Source organism: Haloechinothrix aidingensis (genome assembly GCF_013450155.1).
GTDB lineage: Bacteria > Actinomycetota > Actinomycetes > Mycobacteriales > Pseudonocardiaceae > Haloechinothrix > Haloechinothrix aidingensis.
The window spans coordinates 702,294-728,295 of the sequence record NZ_JACCKD010000002.1 but is presented as its reverse complement, the minus strand read 5'-3'; the positions used below and the strand labels follow the sequence as shown (position 1 = coordinate 728,295).

Here is a 26,002-nt window from a genome sequence, read left to right as displayed (position 1 = left end):
GGGTCGTGTCACAGTGCGCGAAGTGTAACGATGAATTCATGAGCGCACGAAAGTCGGAGCCGACCCGCATCCTGATCCTTGGCGGCGGGTACGTCGGCCTGTACACCGCTTTGGGTCTACAGCGCAAGCTTCGCGCCAATGAGGCTTCCGTCACCATCGTCGACCCCCAGCCGCACATGACGTACCAACCGTTCCTGCCGGAGGCGGCTGCTGGTGCGATCGAGCCTCGGCACGTGGTCGTTCCACTGCGGCGCTCGTTGAAGCGTTGCCATGTGCTCACGGCCCGTGTCAACTCCATCGAGCACGAGAACAAGTCGGTGACCGTGGAAGGCGCGGACGGGCATGTCCAGGAACTGTCCTACGACGTGCTCGTGATCGCGCTCGGCTCCGTGGCCCGGCTGCTTCCGGTTCCGGGGCTGGCCGAGCAGGGCATCGCGTTCAAGACCATCGGTGAGGCGATCTACCTGCGCAACCATGTGCTCTCCCGGATGGACCAGGCCTCCAGCACGCTGGATCCCCAGCTGCGCAAGCGGTTGCTGACCTTCACCGTGATCGGTGGCGGGTTCGCCGGGATCGAGGCGCTTGCCGAGCTGGAGGACATGTCCAAGTTCGCCTGCCGCTACTACTCCAACATCAGCCCGGACGACATCCGCTGGGTTCTCGTCGAGGGCGCCGGGCGGATCCTGCCGGAGGTGCGGGAGAGCCTCGGTGTCTACACGGTCGAGCAGCTGGAGAAGCGCGGGATCGAGGTGTACCTGTCGACGCTGGTGAAGTCCATGGAAGAGGGCCACGTCGTGCTGGACGACGGCACCGAGTTCGACAGTGACACGATCATCTGGACCGCCGGTGTCAAGGCCAACCCCGTGATCGCCTCCTCCGACCTGCCGCTGCACAAGTCCGGTCGTGTGCAGGCCACCGCGGCGCTGCAGGTCGCGGGCACGCCGGGGGTCTGGGCGGCAGGTGACTGCGCCGCGGTGCCTGACCTGTCCAAGACGGAGGAGGACCCCACCGCCATCTGCCCGCCGAACGCCCAGCACGCCGTGCGCCAGGCGCACCAGCTGACCAAGAACGTCCTTCGTACGCTCCGGGGCAACCAGCCGAAGGATTACTCGCACTCCAACGCGGGCTCGGTCGCCAGCCTCGGGCTGCACAAGGGTGTCGCCGACGTCTACAACATCAAGGCCAAGGGCTTCAAGGCGTGGAGCATGCACCGCATCTATCACGTGAGCCGGATGCCGACGTTCAACAAGAAGGCCCGCATCACCGTGGACTGGCTGCTCGGTGGCCTGTTCCGCCGCGAGGTGGTCTCGATGGGCCAGATCAACGACCCGAAGGCCGACTTCGCGCGGGTGTCCCAGCAGAGCTGAGGCCCCCGTTCCCGCCGGCGGGACACTGATCCCGCCGGCGCGGGCCCCGGCGTATCGCTCCTGCCGGAGGCGAATAAGCTCGTGAGTGCCCCCGTGGCCCAATTGGCAGAGGCGGTCGACTTAAAATCGATTCAGTGCCGGTTCGAGTCCGGTCGGGGGCACCGCACGTAGCGTGATATCACTCACAGCGGGGGTCTCCTGGCGCCACCCGTCGCCAGTCGAGGTCACCTCACCTGGTGCCCGTGGCCGTGACGGCGCGGACCCGCCGCCGCGTGACCGCTGGTGAACTCGGTGCCCGCCGCGTAGGCTTGGGCGCTCCGAGCACGGTAGACGCAATCCTCGGTAGCATCCGGCGAACTCGAACGGGTTACCGTTTCGCCGGTCTGGTGGGTGTCGGCAGCCGTGGGTTGCGCTGCGATCCTCGACAAGTTGGGGCTGGTGATGAGGTGTCCGCGCCTGGCTCGGCCGTGCAGCGATCGCCTGGTGGCTCCCTGCCCGCGGAGGTGAACGCGTACGTCGGCAGGGACGTCGAGCTACGCGAGCTCACGACCTTGATGGCGAGCTCTTCCCTGGTGACACTGACCGGTCCGGGCGGGGTCGGCAAGTCCCGCCTGGCGCTGCGGGCGGCGGCAACGGTGCGGACGACCTTTCCCGATGGTGTGTTTTTCGTCGGGCTCGCCGAGCTCCGGGAGCCGGACCTGCTCGTCAACACGGTCGCCGACCGGCTCGGTCTCGGAGACCGTTCGACGTTGCCCGCGCTCGACCTCGTGGTGGACGCTCTCCGCACCAAGCGCCTGCTGCTGGTGCTGGACAACTGCGAGCACCTGGTGGACGCGTGCGCGCACCTGGTCGGCAACGTGATCGGAGCGTGCCCAGGCGTGGTCGTGCTGGCGACCAGCCGCCAGTCCCTCGGTGCTCCCGGCGAGCGAGTCCTCCCGGTTCCACCGTTGCATGTCCCCGAACCGGACGAGCCGGTGGCGCGGCTGGAACGGTCCGAAGCGGTGACGCTGTTCGTGGACCGGGCGCGCGCCGTGGTGCCGTCGTTCGCGCTCACCGAGGACAACGCGGAGGACGTGGCGAGGTTGTGTCGCCGCCTCGACGGGCTCCCGCTGGCGATCGAGCTCGCCGCCGTACGGGTGCGGGCGCTGTCGGTACGCAGGCTCGCGGACAGGCTGAACGAGCAGCTCATGTCGTTGACCAGCGGGAACCGCAGCGGACCTGGTCGCCATGAGACATTGCGCGCGCTGATGGACTGGAGCTACGAACTCTGCACCGAGTCGGAACGGCTGGTGTGGGCGCGCGCGTCGGTGTTCTCCGCCAGCTTCGACCTGGATGCGGCGGAAGTCGTGTGCGCGGGTGAGGGCGTCGACACCGGTTCGGTCGTGAATGTGATCGACGGCCTGCTGGACAAATCCGTGCTGCTCCGCGAGGAGCAGCACGGCGAGGTCCGGTACCGCATGCTCGAGACGATGCGGCAGTACGGGGAGGATCGGCTCCGTGCCGCGGGCGAGCTGGAGACCGTGCGGCGCCGCCACCGTGCCTTCTACGTCGAGCTGACCTCGGCGTTCGAACGCGAATGGATCGGCCCGGACCAGGCGGCGTGGCTCGGGCGGCTCCGGCGCGAGCACGCCGACCTCCGTGTCGCCCTGGACTTCTGCGCGAGCGATCCTGACGAGGCCGCCGTCGGGATGCGCATGATCTTCGCCTGCAAGGAGTACTGGCTGGGCAGGGGGCTCAACACGGAAGGCAGAGTCCAGCTCAGCAGGCTGCTCGACGTCGCACCCGCCGACAGTCCCGGCCGGGCAAGGGCGCTGTCGTACTACGGGTTCCTCGCCCTGGTGCAGGGTGATGTCCAGGCGTTCGAGAGTGCGGCGCGGCAGGCGTCCGAGCTCGCCGACGCGACCGACGACGACAACGCCCGCGCCTACGTGCACAACGTGCGTGCCTACGCCGCATTGATCGGTAACGACATGCCGAAAGCCAGGGAGCTGTTCCGCCGTTCGGCCGGCATGTTCCGTACCCAGGGGGAGCTGGGCGCCGAACTGTGGGCCACCTTCAACTACGGCCTCGCGCTGAGCCTGGACGAGGATCTGGACGGTGGCCGCCGGGTGCTCCGTGACTGCGTCGCGGCTTTCACCGCTCGTGGCGAGTGTTTCTGGCGATCGTGGGCACTGTGGTCGCGGGCGGCCGCGGAGTATCTGTGCGGGGACATCCAGCAGGCCGTCGGGGCCTGCCTTGAGGTGCTGCGGTTGCAGCAGCGCATCGACGACCGTGTCGTCATCGCGTTCTCGCTGACGGTCATGGCAGGCTGCGCGGCGCACAGCGGGCAGCCCAGCAGGGCCGCCAGGTTGTTCGGCGCGGCCATGGCGGTATGGCAATCGCTCGGCGCCTCTCCCAACCACTACGCCGCGTTCGTCGAGCCGCTGCACACCGACACCGAACTGGTGACGGGCGAGCTCGGCCAGGAGGAGGCGATCAGGGAGTTCGCGGACGGGTACGCGCTGCCGGTGGACGAGGCGGTGGCCTACGCGCTCGGCGAGGATCCGGTCGCACCCCGGCAGCCCGACGAACCGCTGACGCGGCGGGAGGCGCAGATCGCCGAACTGGTCGCGCAGGGCCTGACGAACCGGGGGATCGCGGATCGGCTGGTGATCGCGCAACGCACCGCCGAGACGCACATCAACCACATACTCACCAAGCTCGGGTTCAGCAACCGGGCCCAGATCGCGGCGTGGATCACCAGGAACCGGCGCTGATCGGCGATCGCACGTCGCCCGTCACCGGGCGGGGCCGAAGGCCGGGAACAAGAATCTCGCTGCCGCTGTTAACACCCGTGCCCTCCGCGACGACGTGGAGTGTGGCAAGTCCATGCGAAGAAAGCGAGGTGACGATCATGCGTGTCCTGATCAGTAAGTTCTCGAGGTTTGTCAGTGATCTCAACCGGGCGCATGATGTCGCCCGTGGATTCGCTCCGTACCAGGGAGAGCGCCGGGCGAAGTAAGCCCTGCGGTCCGGACGGGGCGCGGGACCTCGGGTCCCGCGCCCCGTTTCGCGTGCGGCCCCCGTTCCTCGCGACCGCGGTCGATCGCCTCCGACTGTCCGAAGCGGCCAGTGCGGTTAGAGTCGCGGTATGAACCCTACGGCGACCGAGCTGGCCGCCCGCGTGCGCGCGGGCGAGAGCGACCCTGTCCGGATACTCGAGGACACGCTTGCGCGGATCGGCAGCGCGGACGGCGAGCTCGGCTCGTTCCGCGCCGTGCGTGCGGAGTCGGCGATGTCCGAGGCCGCGGCGGTGCGGGACAGCGCCGGCCGAGGTGACCTTCCGCTGGCCGGAGTTCCGGTGGCGGTCAAGGACGTCGTGGCCGTCGACGGACGGTCCGCGCTGTGGGGTTCGGATGCCGCGCCGTCCGGTGTCGCGACGGAGGAGCATGTCATCGTGGCCCGGTTGCGCGCGGCAGGCGCGGTGATCGTCGGCGTGACACGGGTGCCGGAGCTGTGCATCTGGCCGATGAGCGATGATCCCGGCGGCGTGGCGCGCAATCCGTGGAACGCCACCTACACCGCTGGCGGCTCGTCGGGTGGTAGCGCGGCGGCCGTCGGAGCGGGATTGGTGCCGCTCGCCCATGGAACGGACGGTCTCGGGTCTGTGCGCCTGCCCGCGGCGGTGTGCGGCCTGGTGGGTATCAAGCCGGGCGCGGGGGTCATCGCCGAGGAGGAAGCATCCTCCTGGTTCGGTATGTCCACGCACGGTTCGTTGGCCACCACGGTGGCCGATGCGGCGGTGATGCTGTCGGTGCTCGCCGACCGCCCGGACCTCGCTGAGGTGCACGAGCCCGTCTCGCCACTGCGCATCGCGACGTCGACCAGACCACCGCTCGGCATGCCGGTCGCGCGCGCGTTGCGGGCCCCGGTGGCCACCGCGGCACGGCTGCTCGCCGACGACGGCCATGTCCTCTCCCGGACCGGCCCCCGCTACGGCCTGAACACTCCTGGCGGGTTGCTGGCCCGCTGGTTCGCGGGTCCCGTGCGGACGGCGACGGGTTGGGATCACGCTGCGCTGCAGCGGCGGACGCGGCGCCACCTTGCCACCGGGCGTGCGATCCTCCGTGCCGGCCTTGTCCGGGAGCGCACGGCACAGCGATGGCGGGATCGTGCACTGGAGTTCTTCGAGCACCACGACGTGCTGATCACCCCCACCTATGCCGCGCCACCCCCACGGGCCCGGCAGTGGCATCGAGCCTCGTGGCTGCGTAACGCGCTGCCCGCGCTGCGCTTCGCGCCGTTCACCGGGCCGTGGAATCTGGCGGGCTTCCCCGCGATGACGGTACCCATGGCGACCACCAGGCGAGGCGTGCCGCTCGGCGTTCAGCTCGTCGCCCGGCCGGGTGACGAGACGCGGTTGATCGGGCTGGCCGCGGCGCTGGAACGGATGAACGGGTGGCAGCGCACGACGATCGGCGTCACCTGAACCGACCCCGTGCGAGTGCCCCGAGGTCCGGGGGCTCGCTACTGAGCGGATGCCCCCTCGTCGCCGCTTCGCGCGCTCACGGTGGTCTGCCGGGGCGGGGTCTGCTGCTTCGGCGTGCGCTTGGGCAGCGCGTCGTCCGTGCCGCCATCGGCGTCCTGCCCGGCGGCGGGCTGCTCGTGCCCGTCGGGTGCGCTCGCCGACTCGGCCCGCGCGGAACCGCCCTCGGTTGCGGAGACGCCGAGGGCCTCGTCGTCGTCCTCGGCACGCGGTACAGGTAGCTGCTCCTCGTCGAGCGGTTCGATCGCGGCCTCGCTGTCGGCCAGGATCTGGTCGGCTCCGGCGAGCTTGTCGCTGGCATGGTTGCGGAGCGCGGCCAGCCGCTCGAGGACCGAGTTGGCCTCGGCGATCCTGCGGTCCGCCTCGGCCTGGGCGTCCGCGATCCGCTTCCTGGCTTCCTCGGCGGCGTCGGACAGCCTGCGCTCGGCCTGGTTCTTGCTCGCCGTCTGCTGGTCGGCGATGTACTTCTCCAGCGCGCTGCGCTGCGCCGCCATCGACGCGTCGAACTCCTGCTCGATGGACCGGCGCTTGCGCTCCTCCTCGGCGTCGAGCTGCTCCCTGCGGCGCACCGCGTCCGTGGTGAGCTTCTGGACCTCCACGCGGGTTTCCTCGAGCGCGGCGCGGTGCTGGGCGTGCAGCTGCTGCGCCTGCGAGTCCAGCTCCTTGAGCAGCGAGCGGTAGCGCTCTCGCAGGTCGATCGATGCCTGCGCGGTCTCCTTCCACCGCTCCTCGGCCGCGGTCTGGGCGCGCGTGGTGATCTCCTCGGCCTGGAGGTATGCCAGATGCCCGACCCGCTGCATACGCTCGTCGAGATCCTCCAGGTTCTCCGGAGGCACCAGCAACTCCTCGACCCGCGCCTGGAGCTGGCCGTTCTCGGAGCGCAACGAGTCCAGCTGCTCGGTCAGCGAGCTCACCTGTGCTCGCGCGGAGTCGCGGTCCTCGATGAGGCGTTCCAGGGTGGTCTCCAGGTTCGCGATGTACTCGCGGACCTGGCTGCGGTCGAACCCGTTCCACACATGGTCGAATTCGCGCTGTAGAGGCGTCACGGCGTCGTCTCGCTTCGGGCTGGGCGAAGTCATGCTTCGACGTTACCTGCGTACGGAGTGTTGTGGTCGGAGGTGTGGGGTATCGGCCCCCTGTGCGGCACAACGTCCCGCACAGCTACCGCCCGTTGCGCGCGCCGGAGACTCACTCACCAGTGGAAGCCCCTGGTGAGCTTCACCAGAGCCGCGGCGGCACGGCCGAGTTGCTGCTCGCCTCGGCCGATCTTGAGCTTACCCTCACCCCCTGCGGCGACGGAATCCGGGAAGACCCGGAATGCCTGATATGCGAGAGCGTCGGCGAGCCCGGGGGCCAGCGTGTAGGCCGTGCTGATGAGCTGGCCACTGGGGCTGCCGATGTGCTTCGGGCGATCCTTGAGGGCGTCGACGACCATCGAAGCGGCCTGCTCCGGCGACTTGGTGGGGAAGGCGTCGTAGATCTTGGTCGGCCGGATCATCGGCGTACGCACCAGCGGCATGTGCACGGTGGTGAACGTGACCCCGTCGCCGTGCATCTCCACAGCCGCGATCTTGCTGAAGTAGTCCAGCGCGGCCTTCGACGCGACATAGGCCGAGAAGCGCGGCGCGATGCCCTGCACACCGATCGACGAGATGTTGACGATGTGGCCGAACTTGCGCTCGGTCATGTGCGGGAGCAGTGCGAGGATCATCCGGACCGCGCCGAAGTAGTTGATCGCGATCGCACGCTCGTAGTCGTGCATCCGGTCGTAGGACAGCCGGATGGCCCGCCGGATCGACCGCCCCGCGTTGTTCACGAGCATGTCGACCCTGCCGTGGTCGGCCAGCATCGCGTCCACCGTCTTGCCGACCGAGTCGCCGTCCGTGAGGTCGCACGGGTAGATGGAGGCCTGCCCGCCTGCCTGGACGATCTCGCTGCGCACCTCCTCGAGCTCGTGCTGCCTGCGGGCGACAAGCAGCGGGTACCCGCCCTCGGCAGCCACCCGGAGTGCGGTGGCGCGGCCGATCCCCGAGGAGGCTCCGGTGATCACCACCCTGCGGCCGTCGAGCTCGCCACGGGGGCCGTGCTTGCGCGCGCGGTACGGATCGAGGTGCTCGGCCCAGTACGACCACAGCAGGCTCGCGTACTCGGACAGGCGTGGCACCTCGATGCCGTCGGGGGCGAGCTGCTTGCGCGTCTCGGCGGAGGCGAACACCGACGGGAACGCCATGTTGTCCAGCAGGACGGGCGGCAGCCCGACCCGTTCGAGAACGGCGTCCCTCGCGATCGTCACTCCGGGGATGTAGTCGGAGACCTTCGCCAGCTGGATGATCCCCTTGCTCACGGTGTCACCGAGCTCGGCGGTGATCGTCGGTGCGCCCGCCGCCCGCGCGAAGGCGTTGTAGATCGAGGTCACCGGCTGGGGCTCCGGGTTGACCAGGTGGAAGGTGCGCTGGTTCAGCCCGTCCCTGCGGGCGAGCGCGTGCAGGGCTTTGGCGACGTAGTCGACGGGGACGATGTTGGTGTCGCCGATGTCCGGAGCGATGGCCGGAAGGCTGGGCAGCGCGCTGAGTCGTGCGATTGCGGGGAACAGGTAGTACGGGCCGTCGATCTTGTCCATCTCGCCGGTTCGCGAGTTACCGACGACGACCGCGGGCCGGTACACCCGCCACGGCACCGTCGACTGGGTGCGCACCAGGCGCTCGGACTCGAACTTCGTCCGGTGGTACGGCGTGGGCAGGTGCTGGCCCACGTCGAACATCTCCTCGGTGAACGTCCCCTTGTAGTCCCCGGCAACGGCGACCGAGGACACGTGGTGCAAGCAGCCGGCTTCGATGTCGGTGCACAGGTCGATGACGTTGGCCGTACCGTCGACGTTGGACCGTACGTTGCTTTCCTCGTCGGCCGTGAGGTCGTAGAGCGCGGCGAGGTGCACGACGTTGTCGACGTTGCCGCGCAGCTCGGTCCGCGTCTGCTCGGTCATGCCGAGCAGCTCCGTCGACACGTCACCGGTGACCGGCGTGAGCTTCTCGTGGTTCGGCCAGCGTGCGCTGAACCTGTTCAGCTTGGCTTCCGAGCCCGCGCGCACGGTGACCCACACCCGTTCGGTGTCGGAATCGGCGAGGAGAAGTTCGAGGTAGTGCCGCCCGATCAGGCCGGTCGCGCCCGTCACCAGGTACGTGGTCATGAGACGTCCTCCTCTACCAGCGTCGCCGGCTGCCGCGTGGCCTCGCTACCGTCCGCGGGGTAGCGAGGTGATGACATTCTGCTTCATCGGTAACAACGAGACCAGCGCAACCGCCGGTACGGTGGCCTGGGTTACGTGGTCCGGTAGCACCGCGTCCGGCGAATCGTCGCGAGAGTTGAACGGGATGGGCGTGTGGTAGCTCCCGTATGGGTAGGGTGAACGGTATACGACTGAGGGAACCGGCCACGTCAAGCGGCCGTTGTACCTGTAGTAGGTGCTAGATCACGACATGTGCGAGCAGATCCAGGAGGATCCAGGTGCGTACCAGTAGTAACCCCGCGTTCCGCAACCTGCCGGGCGGCGGCGCGGCCAGCGGGCCATACGGATTCGGTCAGACGCAGGGTGGAGTGCCTGGCCAGGGCGCGCCGCGTACGGCTGCAGGCGAGGGCGAACGGCCCATCACCGTCGACGACGTCGTCATGAAGACCGGTGCGTGCCTCGGGACCGTACTCGGCGTGGGCACGGTGACAGCCATCTGGGCGCAGACCCAGGTGGCTGCGGGCACGATGGGTGGTGTCGGCGGGGCGACCCTCGGCGGCCTGCTGGTCGCGATCGTGCTCGGCGCGATCATCATCTTCAAGCAGACCCCGAATCCGGCGCTCGTCCTGGGATTCTCCGCGGCGATGGGCGTGTGCCTCGGAGCCATCACGGGCCTGTACACGGCCATGTTCGGTAACCAGATCGCGCTCAACGCGATCGTCGGTACCGCAGGGGTCTTCGCCGTGATGCTCGTCGTCTACCGGACAGGGGCCGTCAAGGTCACGCCCAAGTTCACTAAGTGGATCACCGGGGCCATCGGTGGTGTCTTCGTCCTGATGCTCGCCAACCTGGTGCTCGGCTTCTTCGGTATCAACATGGGGCTGCGCGACGGCGGCCCGCTGGCGATCATCTTCAGCCTCGTGGTGATCGGTATCGCGGCCTTCAGCTTCCTGCTCGACTTCGACATGGCGGACAACATGATCCGCGAGGCCGTGCCGGCCAAGTGGGCGTGGTATGTGGCCTTCGGGCTGACCGTGACGCTGGCGTGGCTCTACCTCGAGATCCTGCGCCTGCTGTCCTACTTCCAGGAGTAGGTGCGAGCTCGCTTCCCCTGGGGCACCTGCCTGAACACAGGCGCGACGACCCTCCGCGTGACGACGAAAGGGGCGTCCGGTCGACCGACCGGACGCCCCTTTCGCGTGGGCCGGGGTCAGCTGAGCCGTTCGAGGACCATCGCCATGCCCTGACCACCCCCGACGCACATCGTCTCCAGCCCGAACTGCTTGTCGTGGTGCTGCAGCGAGTTGACCAGTGTCGAGGTGATCCGCGCCCCGGTCATGCCGAAGGGGTGGCCGACGGCGATCGCGCCACCGTTGACGTTGAGCCGTTCGATGTCGATTCCGAGGTCGCGGTACGACGGGATCACCTGCGCGGCGAACGCCTCGTTGATCTCCACAAGGTCGATGTCGTCGATGGACATGCCCGCGCGCGAGAGCGCCTGCCGCGAGGCTCCGACCGGGCCGTACCCCATGATCTCCGGGGACAGTGCCGTCACCCCGGTCGAGACCACCCGCGCCAGCGGGGTGATGCCCAGCTCGGCGGCCTTCGTGTCGGACATGACCACGACCGCTGCCGCGCCGTCGTTGAGCGGGCAGGCGTTCGCGGCAGTCACGCGGCCGTCCGGGCGGAACACCGGCTTCAGCCCCGATACGCCCTCCACGGTGACACCCGCCCGCGGCCCGTCATCTGCCTCGACGACGCTGCCGTCCGGAAGGGTGACCGGGGTGATGTCCTTTGCCCAGAACCCGTCGGCGATGGCCTTCTCCGCGAGGTTCTGGGAACGCACGCCGAACTCGTCCATCTCCTCCCGCGAGATGCCCTTCACCCGGGCGAGGTTCTCCGCCGTCTGGCCCATGGCGATGTAGATATCGGGAAGCCGGCCGTCGTCCCGGGGGTCCTGCCACGAGTCGGCGCCGTGCTCGGCGACGTGCGCCGTCCGCGCTTGCGCCTCGGCGAACAGCGGGTTCTGCGTGTCGGGAAGGGAGTCCGAGCTGCCCTTGGCGAACCGGGACACCGCTTCGACGCCCGCGGAGATGAACACGTCGCCTTCACCCGCCCTGATTGCGTGCATCGCCATCCGGGTGGTCTGCAAGCTCGACGAGCAGTACCGGGTGATGGTCGTTCCCGGCAGGTGGTCGTATCCGAGCTCGGTGGCGACGACCCGGCCCATGTTGAAGCCGGACTCGCCGCCGGGCAGCCCGCAACCGAGCATCAGGTCGTCGATGGCCGCGGGATCGAGCTGCGGCACCTTGTCCAGCGCGGCTCGCACCATCTGGGTGGTCAGGTCGTCCGGTCGCATGTCCACCAACGAGCCCTTGCCGGCTCGGCCGATGGGTGAGCGGGCGGTCGACACGATCACGGCTTCGGGCATGGGAAGGCTCCTTCGTACCGGGGCTTGTTCATCTGTCGGGCTGTACACGGCGCGGTGCTCACCGGGCGGCACCCGGTACCTGCTTCGCACACGCTTGCGCGGTCGGACCAGCGCTCGAGGTATACCAGCGGGTGAGCCCGTCCGTCGACATGTGCGTAGCCGGGTGAACGGCACCGTGGGTGTCTGGAACGTTGTCGACTACGCGACCGACACTATGCCGTGTCGAACCTTCCCGGCCAGTCCGACGTTCGCGGGCCCGTCCGGCAGCGGGGCCGGTGCGCGACGCCTGCCGGCTGCCCCGCGCACCGTCCCGGACCACTTCTCGCCGCGGGGTGGCGCCGCAACGTTCGCCCGCCGGTGAGGCCCGACCGGAACGAACGGGCAGCGGCGGTTGACCTGCGCCTGCGATCAACGTGCCGAAGCGGCTCACGGAGCTGCCGGTGCGAGATGCGCGGGATAGGGTGGAGCCCAGCGGGGAACGACCGCGACTGGGATACGAGCGCGCAACATGCGCAAGATTGGGAATAGCGCGATGGAATACGCCGAGCACGTCATGGATCTGGTTGGCAACACCCCACTGGTCAAGTTGAACGCACTGTCGTCAACGCTCGCCGATGGCAACGGGCCCACCGTGCTCGCCAAGGTGGAGTACTTCAATCCCGGGGGTAGCGTCAAAGACCGTATCGCGGTACGCATGATCGACGCCGCGGAGCGGTCCGGTGAGCTCAAGCCCGGCGGCACGATCGTCGAGCCGACCTCCGGCAACACCGGGGTAGGTCTGGCTATGGTGGCTCAACGCAGGGGTTACCGCTGCGTGTTCGTCTGTCCGGACAAGGTCAGCCAGGACAAGCAGGACGTACTCAAGGCATACGGCGCCGAGGTCGTGGTGTGCCCGACCGCGGTCCCGCCGGACCACGCCGACTCCTACTACCAGGTGTCCGACCGGCTGGTCAACGAGATCGACGGCGCGTGGAAGCCCAACCAGTACGCCAACCACGCCAACCCGGCCAGCCACTACGAGACGACCGGGCCGGAGCTGTGGCAGCAGACCGATGGCGAGATCACGCATTTCGTCGCCGGTGTGGGTACCGGCGGCACCATCTCCGGAACGGGCCGGTACCTCAAGGAGGTCTCCGACGGGGCGGTTCGTGTCGTCGGGGCGGACCCGGAAGGGTCGGTCTACTCCGGCGGAACCGGGCGCCCCTATCTGGTGGAAGGGGTAGGAGAGGACTTCTGGCCGGAGACCTACGACGCCTCGGTCGCCGACGAGATCATCGCGATCTCGGACGCGGACTCGTTCCAGATGACCCGGAGGCTGGCCGCGGAGGAAGGGCTGCTCGTCGGTGGTTCGTGCGGTATGGCGGTCGCCGCATCGCTCGCGCTGGCCGAACGGTTGGCAGCGGCCGGGCAGAACGACGCCGTGATCGTGGCGTTGCTCCCGGACGGCGGGCGTAGCTACCTGACCAAGGTCTTCAACGACGGCTGGATGTCGTCCTACGGCTTCCTCCCGGCGGACGAGACCGACGCCACGGTCACGGACGTGCTGCGACGCAAGGACGGGTCGCTACCCGAGCTCGTGCACACGCACCCGAACGAGACCGTTGCGGAGGCCGTCACGATCCTGCGGGAATTCGGGGTGAGCCAGATGCCTGTGGTCAACGCCGAACCGCCGATCATGGCCGCAGAGGTGGTCGGTGCCGTCAACGAGCGTGAGCTGCTCGATTCGCTGTTCGCCGGCAAGGCGGCCCTGGCTGACCGGCTCGACAAGCACATGTCGGCCCCGCTGCCGGCGATCGGCGGTAGCTCCTCGATCAGTAACGCGATGACGGTGCTCGCCTCGGCCGATGCCGCGCTTGTGCTGATCGGTGGTAAGCCGGCCGGGGTGGTCACCAGGCAGGACATACTCGGCTTCATGGCCAGTGGCTGACGGCTGCACGCGTGCCGGGGCCGGGTGGGGTTTGTCCGGCGCATCGCCGGGTTGTCCGATAGCGTGTGTGACCGATGAGCGCTGTTCACTCCTCGAGCGGCACGGTCGCCGCGGTCTCGGCGAGCGGAGCGCACCGCGCGGTCCAGGCTGAGGCAGCGAGCTCGGTCGTGCCCACGTACGCTCCATCGCGGATGGCCCGTTCGCCGGACGAGACAGTGTTGAAGAGATCGTGTTTCCGCCAAGGGGGTTGAAAACCTAGATGAACGCTCCCCAACCACCGGATCAGTCGCCGGAGGGGAACGAGCAGCCGCAAGGCCAGCCCAACGAGTTCCCACCGAGTGATCCGCAGGCACAACCGGACACCCCGTTCGGCAGCGCACCGGAACCCACTCAGGTCGTCCAGCCCGGGTCGGCCCCGCAGGCGGGCTACCCGGGCGGCGGTGATCAGTTTGACGGCCCCGAACAGACACAGATGGTGCAGCCGCCCCAGCCACCGCAGGACAGCCCCGGGTCGGCCTCCACTCAGCTGGTGCCGCCGGACATGCAACCACCGCCCGCGATCCCGTACACCCCGCCGCCGAGCGCTGCGGACAACCCCGCTGCCATGGGCCAGCAGCAGGGTGGTTTCGGGCAGCAGCCCGGTGGGTTCGATCCGTATCAGGGCCAGCAGCAGGGTGGTTTCGGGCAGCAGCCCGGTGGGTTCGATCCGTATCAGGGCCAGCAGCAGGGAGGTTTCGGGCAGCAGCCCGGTGGCCAGTACGCCCCGCCATTCGGAGGGCAGCCCCAGCAGAGCTTCGGCTTTCCGGGCCAGCCGGGCGGCTTCGGCGGAGCACCCCCGCAGCCCGGCTACGGCCGCTCGGGCGGTGCCGGTATGTCGATCGGCGGCCTCATCGCGGGAGGTGCGGTCGCGGTACTCGGCGTGGTCATCCTGATCTTGACCTTCGTCGAGATGGCCGACATGGGCGACTACTCCAGCGCTCACGAACGGCTCGACCTCAGCGAGTTCGGCCTGGCCTCCCCGGGGCTGCTGTGGTTCTACCTCGTCATGATGATGATCGGTGCGCTTGCCGCGATCGTGGGTGGTGTACTCATCGCGCTGGCAGGCAAGCTCGGCGCGGCGATGAAACGGATCGCCCCGATCGCCACGACCGCAGGCGGGGCACTGGTACTGCTGTTCGTCATTCTGCTGTGGATCGGCCTGACCCCGTCCAGCGATGTGGACGTCGAAGGGGGCGTCCCCGGAACGATCGTCACGTCGCTCGCCCTGAGCGTGCTCGTGCTCGCGGTCGGGGTTCTCGGCATGATCCCGGCCACCGCGCACCTGTTCGGGCTCGGCAACGGCGGTCCGGGAGGTCCTCCCGGAGGCGCCGGCTTCGCCCATCCCGGGCAGCAGCCCGGTGGGTTCGGTCAGTACCCGGGCCCGTACGGTCAGCCGCAGCAGCAGGGTCCGTATGGCCAGTTCCCGCCGCAGGGTCCGCCCAGTGGTGGGTTCGGTCAGCCGCAGCAGCAGGGTCCGTATGGCCAGTTCCCGCCGCAGGGTCCGCCCAGTGGTGGGTTCGGTCAGCCGCAGCAGCAGGGTCCGTATGGCCAGTTCCCGCCGCAGGGTCCACCGAGTGGTGGGTTCGGTCAGCCGCAGCAGCAGGATCCGTACGGCCAGCAGGGGCAGGGTCCGCCACCCGGTTGCGGGCCGCCACAGCAGTAGGCAGGCGGTACACCCGAACCCTTCAGGGGTTGTCCCTGCCCCTCGGGCCCGCTCCGGCTCGAAGGGCAGGGACACGTGTATGTGCGAACAGAGGTCCACCGGGGAACCTGCCGCTAGGGTGTACGTGTCCGGTCAATGGGGGTCGAGGCCGCGCGGAGGGCGTGCCGGGGAATGTCCGGGCTTCCGCCCGGCATCCGGCGCCGCACCGATGAGCGCGGTTCGTGAGAAGGAGCGAGGATGAGCTACCCGCAGTACCCGGCGCAGGGTGGGTACCCGGCGATGCCTGCCTATCCGGGCTACACCGACGCGGAACCGCCCGCGAGCGGCGGCACCGCGATCACCGCAGGGGTACTGGCGTGTCTCGGTGGGGTGTTCGCCGCCTGGGGCGCTGTGCAGGCTTTCATGCTCAGCGCGATGTCCGTCGAGATGTTCGACGCGGAACTCACGGCTGGCGAGCGGGCACGGGTGGAGTCCGCGATCCCGGGCTGGACGCAGGCCGCCGGCTTCATCGGCGGGTCGGTTCAGCTCGTGATCGTCGGGTTGCTGATCGGCGGTGCCGTGCTGCTGTTCATGAAGAAGGCCGCGGGCCGCTGGATGGTCGCTTCCGGGTGCGTGCTCGTCATCCTGTCCTCGATCGTCTCCTTCATCCTCACGTGGGTCGTGCTCGACTCGATGGTCGAGGAGTTCGCAGGCCAGGGCTCGTCGACAGGGGCGCCTGCCCAGGAGGCCGAGTCCGTGCTCGGCGCCGCCATGGTCGTCGGTGGGGTTGCCATGTTCTTCGTGCTGTTGCCGGCGATCGTCACGCTGATCCTGGCGCTGGTCCGCCCGACCCGGCGATGGTGCGAGCAGGGTACGAAGCCGGTGACCGCGAACATGCCACCGTACGGTGCTCCGCCGCCCTATCCCGGGTACCCGCCCCAGCAGCCGATGACGCCGGATCCCTACTCCCAGCGGCCGGAATGACGCGGTCCAGGCCGGGCAGCGGAACCGGGCCGGCCGTGAGACGCGGTACCTCGTCCGTGCGGCTGGTGACGTCGTAGGCTGGCGGCATGGTTCACGACGACTCCCACTACGGCTTCGAGACGCGTGCGATCCACGCGGGCCAGCACCCCGACCCACGTACCGGCGCCGTGATCGCGCCGATCTACCAGACCTCCACCTATGCGCAGGACGGTGTCGGTGGTACCCGTGAGGGTGACTACGAGTACTCCCGGACCGCCAACCCCACCCGCAGCGCCTCCGAGGAGGCGATCGCGGCGCTCGAACGGGCCCGGCACGGTCTGGCGTTCGCGTCCGGGATGGCCGCCTCTGACGCGGTGATCCGCGCCGCGCTCCGGCCAGGAGATCATCTGGTGCTGGGCAACGATGCCTATGGTGGCACGTTCCGGCTCATCGACAAGGTTCTGACCGGCTGGGGCGTGCGGTACAGCGTCGCCGACCTCACCTCGGCCGACGAGGTGCGCGCCGCGCTGCGACCGGAGACCAAGCTCGTCTGGTGCGAGTCTCCGAGCAACCCGTTGCTGGGGATCCCGGATCTGGCCGCGCTGGCCGAGCTCGCGCACGACGGTGGGGCTCGCCTGGTCGTGGACAACACCTTCGCCACCCCGTACCTGCAGCAACCCCTGGATCTCGGTGCCGACGTCGTCGTGCACTCCACCACGAAGTACCTGGGCGGCCACTCCGACGTGGTCGGCGGGTCCGTGGTCACCAACTCCGATGAGCTGCGTGAGCAGCTGTTCTTCCTGCGCAACTGCTCGGGTGCCGTTCCGGGGCCGTTCGACAGCTGGTTGACGATGCGCGGCATGAAGACGCTGGCGGTGCGGATGGAGCGGCACTGCGACAACGCCGAGCGGATCGCCGCGGAACTGGTGGATCATCCGCGGGTCTCGCAGGTCTACTACCCGGGCCTGCCGGAGCACCCCGGACACGAACGCGCGGCCAAGCAGATGCTGCGGTTCGGCGGGATGGTGTCGTTCACGCTCGACGGGGGCGAGCCACACGCGCTGGAGACGGCCGCCCGGACCCAGCTCTTCACGCTCGCCGAGTCGTTGGGCGGCATCGAGTCGCTGATCGAGCATCCGGGCCAGATGACGCACGCGAGCGTCGCCGGGTCGTTGCTCCAGGTGCCGTCGAACCTGCTGCGGCTGTCGGTCGGTATCGAGAACGGTGATGACCTGGTGGCCGACCTGCGCGCGGCACTGGAGTAGGGGCGGAACCGGCGGCCACACGGAGGCCGCGGCGTTGGCCGCGTGGCCGGCTGCCGGGCTCGCGAGCAGGCGTTCCCGAGCGTGCCGGGGTCAGTCGCCCAGCTCCGCGCCCGGCACGGCGCCTGCCTCCTGCTGGGGACGCGGCGCCTCGGGGACCTGCGCGGGGTCGACGCAACCACGGATCAGCTCGACGTGGCTGTCCGAGCGGACGTACATCCCGGGGTCGTCGCAGGTGGCGTGCTGCACGGTGAAGAAGGCGGCACCGGTGAGAGCGACCGCCGAACCGACGGCGCCGAACAGGGCGGTCGCCTCGCGAAGTCTCCCGTGCCCCAGTGCCATGTCGCAGCTCCTGAACGTACGTGTTACGTGCGCCACCCAGCGTACCTGGGCGTGCTGGGCGATGTGACTGGCGTGTCCCGTAGCGCGGTCCGGGTGGCATGATCAGGCGTTATGAGCCTAGTCACGATCGACCATATCGACACCGCGCGCGACACCCTCGCGGACGTGGTGCGATACACCCCCATGGAGCACGCGATGGACCTCGCGCGCCTGCATGGCGGGGATGTGCACCTGAAGTGCGAGAACCTGCAACGAACCGGTTCGTTCAAGATCCGCGGTGCCTACACGCGGATTCACAACCTCAGTCTGGAGCAGCGCGCGCACGGCGTCGTCGCGGCCAGTGCCGGTAACCACGCCCAGGGTGTGGCGCTGGCGGCATCGCTGCTCGGCATTCGTTCGACGGTGTTCATGCCGGAGCGTGCCCCGCTGCCGAAGCTTGCCGCGACCCGCGACTACGGCGCCGACGTGCACCTGCACGGTGGCCAACTCGAGGAGACGTTACAGCGGGCCACCGAGTTCTCCGAGCGGACAGGGGCGGTGTTCATCCATCCCTTCGACCATCCCGACATCATCGCCGGGCAGGGCACGGTCGGGCTGGAGGTATTGGAGCAGGTGCCGGACGTGGCGACCGTGCTGGTCGCGACCGGCGGGGGCGGCCTCGTCTCCGGGATCGGCGCGGCACTGCGCGAACGCAAACCGGACGCCAGGGTCGTCGCCGTGCAGGCTGCGAACGCGGCGGCGTTCCCACCGTCGTTGCGGGCGGGTCAGCCGGTCTCGCTGGCCAGCACGAACACGGTCGCCGACGGGATCGCGGTGGGGACGCCTGGCCCCGTGGGCCTGTCCCACGTGGATTCGCTGGTGGACGAGGTCGTCACCGTCAGCGAGGAGTCGCTCTCGCGCGCCGTCCTGCTGTGCCTGGAGCGCCGCAAGCTCGTCGTCGAACCCGCGGGTGCGGCGGCGGTGGCGGCCCTGCTCGAACACGAGCATCGTTTCCAACCGCCGATCGTAGCCGTGCTTTCCGGGGGAAACGTCGACCCACTGCTGCTGCTGCGCATCATCCGGCACGGCATGATCGCCGGTGGCCGGTACCTCTCGTTGCGCCTGCGGGTACGCGACAGGCCGGGTTCGCTTGGTGTGCTGCTGACGCGCGTGGGTGAGCTCGGGGCCAACGTGCTCGACGTGGAACATTCGCGTACCGCGGGAGCGCTCGAGCTCGAGGAGGTCGAGGTGTCGCTCAACCTGGAGACCAGGGGCCCCGAACACTGCGCCGAGGTGGCGGCCGAGCTGCAGCGCGCCGGCTACACCATCATGTCCTGAGTAGCGGGGCGGCGGGGCACGCACCACGCTGTGCCTGTTCCCGCCGCCCCGCCCGGCTGCCGGACGGCTGTGCCGGGTGCGATGGCTCAGAGGTTGCCGCGACGCTGCTGCTCCCGCTCGATGGCCTCGAACAGCGCCTTGAAGTTGCCCTTGCCGAAACCGAGCGAACCGTGCCGCTCGATCAGCTCGAAGAACACGGTGGGGCGGTCCCCGATGGGCTTGGTGAACAGCTGGAGCAGGTAGCCGTCCTCGTCCCTGTCGACGAGGATGCCGTGCTCCTGCAGCGTCTCGATCGGTACGCGCACCTCGCCGATGCGGGCGCGGAGCTCGGGGTCGTCGTAGTAGGAGTCCGGGACGTTGAGGAACTCGACCCCCGCCTTGCGCATGTGCCGGACGGTGCTGATGATGTCGTTGGTCGCCAGCGCGATGTGCTGGCAGCCGGGACCCCCGTAGTAGTCGAGGTACTCGTCGATCTGGGAACGCTTCTTCGCCACAGCCGGCTCGTTGAGCGGGAACTTCACCCGGTGGTTGCCGTTGGCGACCACCTTGCTCATCAGCGCGGAGTACTCGGTGGCGATGTCGTCACCGACGAACTCGGCCATGTTCACGAAGCCCATGACCCGGCGGTAGAAGTCCACCCAGTGGTCCATGTTGCCCAGCTCGACGTTGCCGACGCAGTGATCGACCGCCTGGAAGAGCCTGCGCGGGGCCCCCTCGGCGCGCTCCATCGTGCTGTGCCGCTCGACGTAACCCGGCAGGTACGGCCCGGCGTAGCGGGACCGGTCGACGAGCGTGTGCCGGGTCTCGCCGTAGGTGGCGATGGCGCCGGTACGGACGGTGCCGTGCTCGTCCTGTTCGTCGTGTGGCTCGTCGAGCACCGTCGCTCCCATGGCGCGTGCGTGCTCGACGCACCTGTCGACGTCGGCGACCTCCAGCGCCAGGTCGACCACCCCGTCGCCGTGCCTGCGATGGTGGTCGAGCAGCGGGGATGACGGCTGCACGCCGCCCTTGACGACGAACCGGGCCGAGCCCGAGGTCAGCACGAAGGCCTTGTGATCGGAGTTGCCGGTCTCCGGGCCGGAGTAGGCGACCAGCGTCATCCCGAACGCCGCCTGGTAGAACCACGCGGCCTGGGTGGCGTTGCCCACGACGAACACCACGGCATCCATCGCGCGCACCGGGAACGGGTCGGTGGTCTCGTCGTGGTCGACCAGGCCGACGAGCTGGCGCAACTGGTCATAGCTGACGTCGTCCATCTGCTCGCCGGATCCAACCGTGTGTGTCATCTCGAACTCCTCGTGGACGCGCGGTGTGGTGGTTCCACAGCGGGAGGGCGGTACGCGTGGTGTGTCGTACTCGAGTCCACCGCGGTCGTCGCCGGGATCGCCGGTCACCCCGCAGGCCGGCCGCGCGTACCACCCTCCCCGTGTGGGATACACCCCAGCATCCACCTATGAGGCAAGATGTGCAAAAGACTCATTTTGAACTAGGCAAAATGTGCAATCATAGTCCGATAGCGTCGATCATATTGAGCAACGTGTATAGGGAGATGTCGTGGACGGGTCATCGCTGGACGCGCTGGACGCGCGGCTCCTGCTGCTGCTGGCCGACGAGCCCCGGCTCGGCGTGCTCGAGTGCGCGCGCCGCCTGGGGGTAGCGCGCGGCACCGTGCAGGCACGGCTGGACCGGCTCAGCGCGCAGCACGTGGTGCGCGGGTTTCCTCCGGATATCGAGCCGGGCTCGCTCGGCTACGCGCTCACCGCGTTCGCCGTTCTCGAGATCGCCCAGGGGCAACGCGAGTACGTCTCGGACGCGCTCGCGGCGATCGACGAGGTGTGCGAGGTGCATGCCACGACCGGGCAGGGCGACCTGTTCGTGCGGATGGTCGCGCGATCCAACGACGACCTGCAACGGGTGATCGACACGGTTGTCGACGTCGCAGGGGTACGGCGGACATCGACCTCCATCGCGCTGTCCACCCCGGTACCGCCGAGGATCCGGCCGCTGCTCGAACGCATCGCCCGGCGTTGAGTCCCGCGCGGGCCCGGACAGGCACACGCGTGCCGGCGTCGCGAGCGTTGCCTGCTCCGCCCGCGACGCCGGCAGCGGGTAGTGCTCAGCCGGCCCGGCTCAGCGCGTGTACGGGACCGCCTTGATCAACGTGACCTTCTCCGTGCTGCCGTTCGGCAGCTCGTACTCCCGCTCTTCGCCTTCCGTGGCGCCGAGTAAGGCCTTGCCCAGTGGGGACTCGGGCGAGTACACCTCGTAGTCGTCCTGGCCACCCTCTTCGCGCGTGGCGAGCAGGAACTGCTCTTCCTCGTCCTCGCCTGCGTAACGGATGGTGAGGACCATGCCCGGTTCCGCGCGACCGTCGCTCTTCGGGGCTTCTCCGACCTTGGCGTTGCGGAGCAGCTCCTGGAGGTACCTGATGCGCGCCTCCTGCTGACCCTGCTCCTCGCGCGCGGCGTGGTAACCGCCGTTCTCCCTGAGGTCGCCCTCTTCGCGACTCTCGTTGATTTTCGCGGCGATGACCGGGCGATTATCGATCAGCTCATCGAGTTCGCGCTTGAGCCTGTCGTAGGCATCCTGCGTCAACCAGGTCACCTTGGCGTCGCTCACGGTCACCATCTCCTCGGTACGTCTACCAACGCGGGTGTCGCGCCGGCTGTGCCGCTGCCTCCCAACGACACATATAACGAAAGACACGGCCCGTCGTGGACCGTGCCGATAGACGAGAATATCACGATGAGCCCGATGACGCCCGTGAGTAACGGTCCCCCGCATACGTGAATCCCAGCTCAGGTGGGTTCCGCGCAGCGCAGTTCCAGGACGCGGCGCCAGGACGCAAGCCAGGACGCAAGCCAGGACGCGGGTCGAGCCGCCGTGCCGTGTCGGCGTCCCGCCGTGTCGCGGTGCGCAGGGCCGGGTCCGGGCTCAGCCGGTGGTTCCGCCGTCGGAGGGGGCCAGGTACTCCGGGACGTCGTACGAGCACGCGAACGTGTCCGCCGTGACCGGCGGTCGGGCACTCCGGACGACGGCGCTGAGTACGGTATCCCCGTCCGACGGGGCGACGTAGACCTCCTTGCGCCCGCTCTCCGAGCCTGCCGAGTCCCGAACGCGCACGATGCAGACCGCTGGACGTTCGGGTTCGTCCCTTCTCACCCGGATCGTGATCTCCATGGCGTCGTCGGACCGCACGTCGAATCCGATCCGTTCGGCCGAGATCGGGGCGGACCCGAGGTTGGTGTACCCCACGAACGCGACCGCGCTGGCGACCACGACCGCCGTTCCGGTGAACAGCCATCGCCGCCACCGGCGGCTACCGGCCGACCGGGTCGGCCCGTAGCGGCCCTCGGGCAGCCCCTCGGGCGGGGTCGAACCGGCATGGCCCACAACCAACCCTCCTGAACGCTATTGTCATGGATTCGAGGACAATAGGTTCAGTATCCGCGTATGCGGTGCGCCGGGCACACAGGGTTGGTCGCGGGAACTCGGACGAAGGGGTCGCGGAGCATGGACGAGAGCACCGGGGAGCGTCAGGCTGGCGGGCTGCGCATGATGGCGGTGCACGCTCATCCGGACGACGAATCGAGCAAGGGCGCTGCGACCATGGCTCGATACGTGGCCGATGGGCACGAGGTACGGGTCGTGACCTGCACCGGAGGTGAGGCCGGCAGTGTGCTGAACAAGGCGATGGACCGGCCCGAGGTCAACGCCAACCTCACCGAGGTGCGCCGAGAGGAGATGGCCACCGCGGCGAAGGTCCTCGGGGTCAGCCACAGCTGGCTCGGTTTCCTCGACTCGGGCCTGCCGGAGGGCGAGCCGCTGCCGCCGTTGCCGGAGGGGTGTTTCGCGCTGGTCCCCCTCGAGGAGTCGACGGAGGCGCTGGTCCGCGAGATTCGCGAGTTCCGGCCGCACGTGCTGGTGACCTATGACGAGAACGGCGGCTACCCGCATCCGGACCACATCCGGTGCCACGAGATCTCGGTCGCGGCGTTCGACGCGGCAGGCGACCCGAGCCGGTTCCCGGATGCCGGTGAGCCATGGCAGCCGCTCAAGCTCTACTACTCGCACGGCTTCTCCCGCGCCAAGATCAGCACGTTCCACGAGGCCCTGCTCGCGCGCGGGCTGGAGTCGCCGTACGGGGAGTGGCTCGGCAAGTGGGACCCGGACAAGGCCGACGTGATGGAGCGGGTAACCACGCGGGTGCACTGCGCCGACTACTTCCACGTGCGGGACGAGGCGCTGAAGGCGCACGCCACGCAGATCGACCCGAACAGCCGGTGGTTCGCCGTGCCCCTCGACATGCAGCGCGAGGTATGGCCCACTGAGGAGTACGAGCTGGTCCGCAGCCTGGTGGACAGCACGCTGCCCGAGGACGACCTGTTCGCGGGGATAGAGGAATGAGCCGGGAACATGCCCACGACAGTGACTAGCCTGACGGTGCCTGCGGCACACGCCGCCGCGATCGTGCTCGCTCAGCAACCCGGTCAGGGTGACAACGGCGGGCAGGGTGAGGACTTCGGCAAGTCGTCACCGCTCGGCCTGCTCGTGCTGCTGCTGTTCTTCATCGCCGTCGCGCTGCTCGTGCGCTCGATGACCAGGCATCTCGGCCGCGTCCCCACGAGCTTCGACGGTGACGGCACCGACGCTGCCGGGGACGGCGAGGGCGCCGCGCGGGACGGCGGATCGGCCGACGCCGCTGGTGTCGACGGTGCCGGTGGCGCCGCGCCGGACTCTGCCGGGCCTCGGGTCGAGCACGGTGATCGTGCCGGGCCCGACGGTGCGCCCGGGCCGGCATCGGGGCGGTAACGTCCGACGGCCTGCGCGGGGTCTGTCACGCTGGAGGCATGACCAATCGCCTCAACGCGGCAACGAGCCCGTACCTGCTGCAACACGCGGACAACCCCGTCGAATGGTGGCCGTGGTGCCAGGAGGCGCTCGACGAGGCCCAACGCAGGGACGTGCCGATCCTGCTGTCCATCGGGTACTCGGCGTGCCACTGGTGCCACGTGATGGCACACGAGTCGTTCGAGGACCCCGCCACGGCCGCGATCATGAACGAGAACTTCGTCAACATCAAGGTGGACCGCGAGGAACGCCCGGACATCGACGCGATCTACATGACCGCGACCCAGGCGATGACCGGCCAGGGCGGGTGGCCGATGACCTGCTTCCTCACCCCGGAAGGCGAGCCGTTCCACTGCGGGACCTACTACCCGGCGCAGCCGAAGATGGGCATGCCGTCGTTCACCCAGTTGATGCAGGCCGTGGTGGAGGCCTGGCGGGATCGTCAGGCCGAGCTGCGGGAGGCGGGTGGCAAGGTGGTCGAGCACCTAGCCGAGCAGACCAAGCCACTGACCGAGCAGTCCGTGACGGCCGAGACGGTGGATGCCGCGGTGCGAACGTTGCACGAGCAGTTCGACGAGTCCGCCGGCGGGTTCGGCTCGGCCCCGAAGTTCCCGCCGTCGATGGTGCTCGAGTTCCTGTTGCGGCACCACGAGCGCACCGGCTCGGAGACGGCCATGCGGATGGTCACCTCCTGTGCCGAGGCCATGGCGCGTGGCGGCATCTACGACCAGCTGGGCGGCGGTTTCGCGCGCTACTCGGTGGACGCGAACTGGATCGTCCCGCACTTCGAGAAGATGCTCTACGACAACGCGCTGCTGCTGCGGGCGTACGCGCACCTGGCGCGGCGGACCGGCTCCGAGCTGGCCACCCGGGTGGCCGAGGAGACGGCGTGGTTCTTGCTGCGGGAGATGCGTACCGAGCAGGGCGCGTTCGCGGCTTCCTTCGACGCCGACACCGACGGGTCCGAAGGCCTGACCTACGTGTGGACGCCCGCGCAACTGGTCGAGGTGCTGGGCGAGGACGACGGCCGGTGGGCCGCTGAGCTGTTCGGGGTGACCGAGGAAGGCACGTTCGAGGAGGGCGCCTCGACGCTGCGGTTGCTCGCCGACCCGGACGACGTCGCCCGGTGGCGGCGCGTGCGCTCCGCCCTGCACTCCGCCCGGTCCGAGCGTCCCCAGCCCGACCGGGACGACAAGGTGCTCACCGAGTGGAACGGCCTGGCGATCACCGCGCTCGCCGAGGCGGGAACGGCGCTCGGCAGGCAGGAGTTCGTGGACGCGGCGTCGGACGCGGCGCGGTTCCTGCTCGACCGGCACGCCGACGGCGCCAGGCTGGTGCGTACCTCACGGGACGGCGTGCCTGGGGACGCGGACGGAGTGCTCGGCGACTACTCGTGCCTTGCCGAGGGCCTGCTCGCGCTCCACCAGGCGACCGGCGAGGCCCGCTGGCTGGCCGGGGCGACCAGCCTGCTGGATACCGCGCTGGAGCGGTTCGCAGCCCAGGACAGCCCGGGGACCTTCTACGACACGGCCGACGACGCGGAGTCGCTGGTGCACAGGCCATCCGACCCCGGCGACAACGCGAGCCCGTCCGGGGCTTCGGCGCTCGCGTCCGCGTTGCTGACAGCCTCGGCGCTCGCCGGCGCCGAGCATGCCGGCCGGTACCGGGACGCGTGTGAGTCGGCGCTGCGCAGGGCGGGTGTGCTCATCGAACGTGCCCCGCGGTTCGCGGGCACCTGGCTGTCGGTGGCCGAGGCAGCCCAGTCCGGTCCGGTGCAGGTGGCCGTGGTGGGTTCCGATGCCACGCAGCGGGAGCCGTTGCACGCGGTCGCGGCGAGCCGCGCGCCGGGCGGCTCCGTGGTGCTGGCGGGTGTGCCGGATGCCGAGGGCGCGCCGCTGCTCGCCGACCGCCCGACCGTGGACGGCGCCCCCGCCGCCTACGTCTGCGAGGGCTACGTCTGCCAGCGACCGGTGACCACCCCGGACGAGCTCGCCGCCGCCCTCACCTGACATCACCGGGGTGGGAGCCGAATGTCACGTTCGGCTCCTTCTATGGAACCAAGGCCACCTTGGGCTCCCTCCTGCGTGCGCGGGTGGTGAGAGCCGAAGGT

General features: G+C 69.2%; 20 protein-coding genes and 1 tRNA gene. 14 read left to right on the top strand and 7 right to left on the bottom strand.

The genetic code is table 11. From position 1 onward, the window contains the following. Window positions 1–38 precede the first annotated feature (38 nt). The 4 genes from H0B56_RS07800 (at window position 39) to H0B56_RS07785 (ending at window position 5,835) form a co-directional block, all read left to right on the top strand. Window positions 39–1,367: an NAD(P)/FAD-dependent oxidoreductase gene (locus H0B56_RS07800; protein WP_180892228.1), complete on the top strand. Its 1,329-nt coding sequence runs from the start codon at window positions 39–41 to the stop codon at window positions 1,365–1,367. An 87-nt stretch (window positions 1,368–1,454) separates the two neighbouring features. After that, window positions 1,455–1,528: transfer RNA gene (locus H0B56_RS07795), tRNA-Leu, on the top strand. Between the two features lie 285 nt (window positions 1,529–1,813). Then, complete coding sequence (locus H0B56_RS07790) at window positions 1,814–4,123, top strand: ATP-binding protein (RefSeq protein ID WP_343063796.1); 2,310 nt, start codon at window positions 1,814–1,816, stop codon at window positions 4,121–4,123. Window positions 4,124–4,497: 374 nt separating this feature from the next. After that, complete coding sequence (locus H0B56_RS07785; RefSeq protein ID WP_180892227.1) at window positions 4,498–5,835, top strand: amidase; 1,338 nt, start codon at window positions 4,498–4,500, stop codon at window positions 5,833–5,835. A gap of 38 nt (window positions 5,836–5,873) precedes the next feature. Here the strand turns inward: H0B56_RS07785 and H0B56_RS07780 are convergent, their stop codons facing one another. Both H0B56_RS07780 and H0B56_RS07775 read right to left on the bottom strand, forming a co-directional pair. Beyond that, window positions 5,874–6,971, bottom strand: a complete 1,098-nt coding sequence (locus H0B56_RS07780) for a DivIVA domain-containing protein (protein WP_180892226.1) — start codon at window positions 6,969–6,971, stop codon at window positions 5,874–5,876. A 113-nt stretch (window positions 6,972–7,084) separates the two neighbouring features. Then, window positions 7,085–9,079 carry an SDR family oxidoreductase gene (locus tag H0B56_RS07775; RefSeq protein ID WP_180892225.1) on the bottom strand — a complete coding sequence of 665 codons (1,995 nt, stop codon included), beginning with the start codon at window positions 9,077–9,079 and terminating at the stop codon, window positions 7,085–7,087. A gap of 317 nt (window positions 9,080–9,396) precedes the next feature. On the opposite strand from H0B56_RS07775, the gene H0B56_RS07770 reads away from it, so the two are divergent. Further along, complete coding sequence (locus H0B56_RS07770) at window positions 9,397–10,212, top strand: Bax inhibitor-1/YccA family membrane protein (RefSeq protein WP_180892224.1); 816 nt, start codon at window positions 9,397–9,399, stop codon at window positions 10,210–10,212. A gap of 116 nt (window positions 10,213–10,328) precedes the next feature. Here H0B56_RS07770 and H0B56_RS07765 read toward each other — a convergent pair whose 3' ends face one another. Then, window positions 10,329–11,549 (bottom strand): acetyl-CoA C-acetyltransferase, encoded by a 1,221-nt coding sequence (locus tag H0B56_RS07765; protein ID WP_180892223.1) that lies wholly within the window; start codon window positions 11,547–11,549, stop codon window positions 10,329–10,331. A gap of 532 nt (window positions 11,550–12,081) precedes the next feature. On the opposite strand from H0B56_RS07765, the gene H0B56_RS07760 reads away from it, so the two are divergent. The 4 genes from H0B56_RS07760 (at window position 12,082) to H0B56_RS07745 (ending at window position 17,385) form a co-directional block, all read left to right on the top strand. After that, entirely contained in the window at window positions 12,082–13,476 is a 1,395-nt protein-coding gene (locus H0B56_RS07760; protein WP_180892409.1) for a cystathionine beta-synthase, read from the top strand. A gap of 259 nt (window positions 13,477–13,735) precedes the next feature. After that, window positions 13,736–15,178, top strand: a complete 1,443-nt coding sequence (locus tag H0B56_RS07755) for a hypothetical protein (RefSeq protein WP_180892222.1) — start codon at window positions 13,736–13,738, stop codon at window positions 15,176–15,178. Window positions 15,179–15,415: 237 nt separating this feature from the next. Beyond that, window positions 15,416–16,141, top strand: a complete 726-nt coding sequence (locus H0B56_RS07750; protein WP_180892221.1) for a hypothetical protein — start codon at window positions 15,416–15,418, stop codon at window positions 16,139–16,141. A gap of 86 nt (window positions 16,142–16,227) precedes the next feature. Continuing rightward, a complete protein-coding gene (locus tag H0B56_RS07745) occupies window positions 16,228–17,385 on the top strand; it encodes a cystathionine gamma-synthase (protein WP_180892220.1) in 1,158 nt (385 codons plus the stop codon). Window positions 17,386–17,475: 90 nt separating this feature from the next. Here the strand turns inward: H0B56_RS07745 and H0B56_RS07740 are convergent, their stop codons facing one another. Then, window positions 17,476–17,724 (bottom strand): hypothetical protein, encoded by a 249-nt coding sequence (locus H0B56_RS07740; RefSeq protein WP_180892219.1) that lies wholly within the window; start codon window positions 17,722–17,724, stop codon window positions 17,476–17,478. A gap of 111 nt (window positions 17,725–17,835) precedes the next feature. Here H0B56_RS07740 and ilvA point away from each other — a divergent pair, with 111 nt between their 5' ends. Next, window positions 17,836–19,041, top strand: coding sequence for a threonine ammonia-lyase (gene ilvA, locus H0B56_RS07735; protein WP_180892218.1), 1,206 nt, complete (start codon window positions 17,836–17,838; stop codon window positions 19,039–19,041). 86 nt (window positions 19,042–19,127) lie between these two features. On the opposite strand, the gene hppD is transcribed toward ilvA, so the two are convergent. After that, entirely contained in the window at window positions 19,128–20,327 is a 1,200-nt protein-coding gene (hppD, locus tag H0B56_RS07730) for a 4-hydroxyphenylpyruvate dioxygenase (RefSeq protein WP_180892217.1), read from the bottom strand. A 268-nt stretch (window positions 20,328–20,595) separates the two neighbouring features. On the opposite strand from hppD, the gene H0B56_RS07725 reads away from it, so the two are divergent. Beyond that, the gene (locus H0B56_RS07725) at window positions 20,596–21,072 is read left to right on the top strand and encodes an Lrp/AsnC ligand binding domain-containing protein (protein WP_180892216.1); all 477 of its coding nucleotides are present in this window, start codon (window positions 20,596–20,598) and stop codon (window positions 21,070–21,072) included. Between the two features lie 99 nt (window positions 21,073–21,171). Here H0B56_RS07725 and greA read toward each other — a convergent pair whose 3' ends face one another. Both greA and H0B56_RS07715 read right to left on the bottom strand, forming a co-directional pair. Further along, window positions 21,172–21,669 carry a transcription elongation factor GreA gene (greA, locus tag H0B56_RS07720; protein ID WP_180892215.1) on the bottom strand — a complete coding sequence of 166 codons (498 nt, stop codon included), beginning with the start codon at window positions 21,667–21,669 and terminating at the stop codon, window positions 21,172–21,174. 306 nt (window positions 21,670–21,975) lie between these two features. Next, window positions 21,976–22,434 (bottom strand): DUF4307 domain-containing protein, encoded by a 459-nt coding sequence (locus H0B56_RS07715; RefSeq protein WP_180892214.1) that lies wholly within the window; start codon window positions 22,432–22,434, stop codon window positions 21,976–21,978. A 120-nt stretch (window positions 22,435–22,554) separates the two neighbouring features. Between H0B56_RS07715 and mca the strand changes: the two genes are divergently transcribed. From mca to H0B56_RS07700, 3 genes are read left to right on the top strand one after another with little or no spacing between them, the layout of a single operon-like run. After that, complete coding sequence (gene mca / locus H0B56_RS07710) at window positions 22,555–23,448, top strand: mycothiol conjugate amidase Mca (protein WP_246360916.1); 894 nt, start codon at window positions 22,555–22,557, stop codon at window positions 23,446–23,448. 9 nt (window positions 23,449–23,457) lie between these two features. After that, window positions 23,458–23,853, top strand: coding sequence for a hypothetical protein (locus H0B56_RS22765; RefSeq protein ID WP_246360915.1), 396 nt, complete (start codon window positions 23,458–23,460; stop codon window positions 23,851–23,853). A gap of 38 nt (window positions 23,854–23,891) precedes the next feature. Further along, window positions 23,892–25,901: a thioredoxin domain-containing protein gene (locus H0B56_RS07700; protein WP_180892213.1), complete on the top strand. Its 2,010-nt coding sequence runs from the start codon at window positions 23,892–23,894 to the stop codon at window positions 25,899–25,901. Window positions 25,902–26,002: the final 101 nt, after the last annotated feature.

Excerpts from the sequence above, each read along its gene's own strand:
- H0B56_RS07755 (WP_180892222.1), top strand. The coding sequence starts at position 13,736 with ATGAACGCTCCCCAACCACCGGATCAGTCGCCGGAGGGGAACGAGCAG.
- H0B56_RS07775 (WP_180892225.1), bottom strand. The coding sequence starts at position 9,079 with ATGACCACGTACCTGGTGACGGGCGCGACCGGCCTGATCGGGCGGCAC.
- H0B56_RS07765 (WP_180892223.1), bottom strand. The coding sequence starts at position 11,549 with ATGCCCGAAGCCGTGATCGTGTCGACCGCCCGCTCACCCATCGGCCGA.
- ilvA (WP_180892218.1), top strand. The coding sequence starts at position 17,836 with ATGAGCCTAGTCACGATCGACCATATCGACACCGCGCGCGACACCCTC.
- H0B56_RS07800 (WP_180892228.1), top strand. The coding sequence starts at position 39 with ATGAGCGCACGAAAGTCGGAGCCGACCCGCATCCTGATCCTTGGCGGC.
- H0B56_RS07700 (WP_180892213.1), top strand. The coding sequence starts at position 23,892 with ATGACCAATCGCCTCAACGCGGCAACGAGCCCGTACCTGCTGCAACAC.
- H0B56_RS07760 (WP_180892409.1), top strand. The coding sequence starts at position 12,082 with ATGGAATACGCCGAGCACGTCATGGATCTGGTTGGCAACACCCCACTG.
- H0B56_RS22765 (WP_246360915.1), top strand. The coding sequence starts at position 23,458 with ATGCCCACGACAGTGACTAGCCTGACGGTGCCTGCGGCACACGCCGCC.
- mca (WP_246360916.1), top strand. The coding sequence starts at position 22,555 with ATGGACGAGAGCACCGGGGAGCGTCAGGCTGGCGGGCTGCGCATGATG.
- H0B56_RS07745 (WP_180892220.1), top strand. The coding sequence starts at position 16,228 with ATGGTTCACGACGACTCCCACTACGGCTTCGAGACGCGTGCGATCCAC.
- greA (WP_180892215.1), bottom strand. The coding sequence starts at position 21,669 with ATGGTGACCGTGAGCGACGCCAAGGTGACCTGGTTGACGCAGGATGCC.
- H0B56_RS07740 (WP_180892219.1), bottom strand. The coding sequence starts at position 17,724 with ATGGCACTGGGGCACGGGAGACTTCGCGAGGCGACCGCCCTGTTCGGC.
- H0B56_RS07785 (WP_180892227.1), top strand. The coding sequence starts at position 4,498 with ATGAACCCTACGGCGACCGAGCTGGCCGCCCGCGTGCGCGCGGGCGAG.
- H0B56_RS07780 (WP_180892226.1), bottom strand. The coding sequence starts at position 6,971 with ATGACTTCGCCCAGCCCGAAGCGAGACGACGCCGTGACGCCTCTACAG.
- hppD (WP_180892217.1), bottom strand. The coding sequence starts at position 20,327 with ATGACACACACGGTTGGATCCGGCGAGCAGATGGACGACGTCAGCTAT.
- H0B56_RS07750 (WP_180892221.1), top strand. The coding sequence starts at position 15,416 with ATGAGCTACCCGCAGTACCCGGCGCAGGGTGGGTACCCGGCGATGCCT.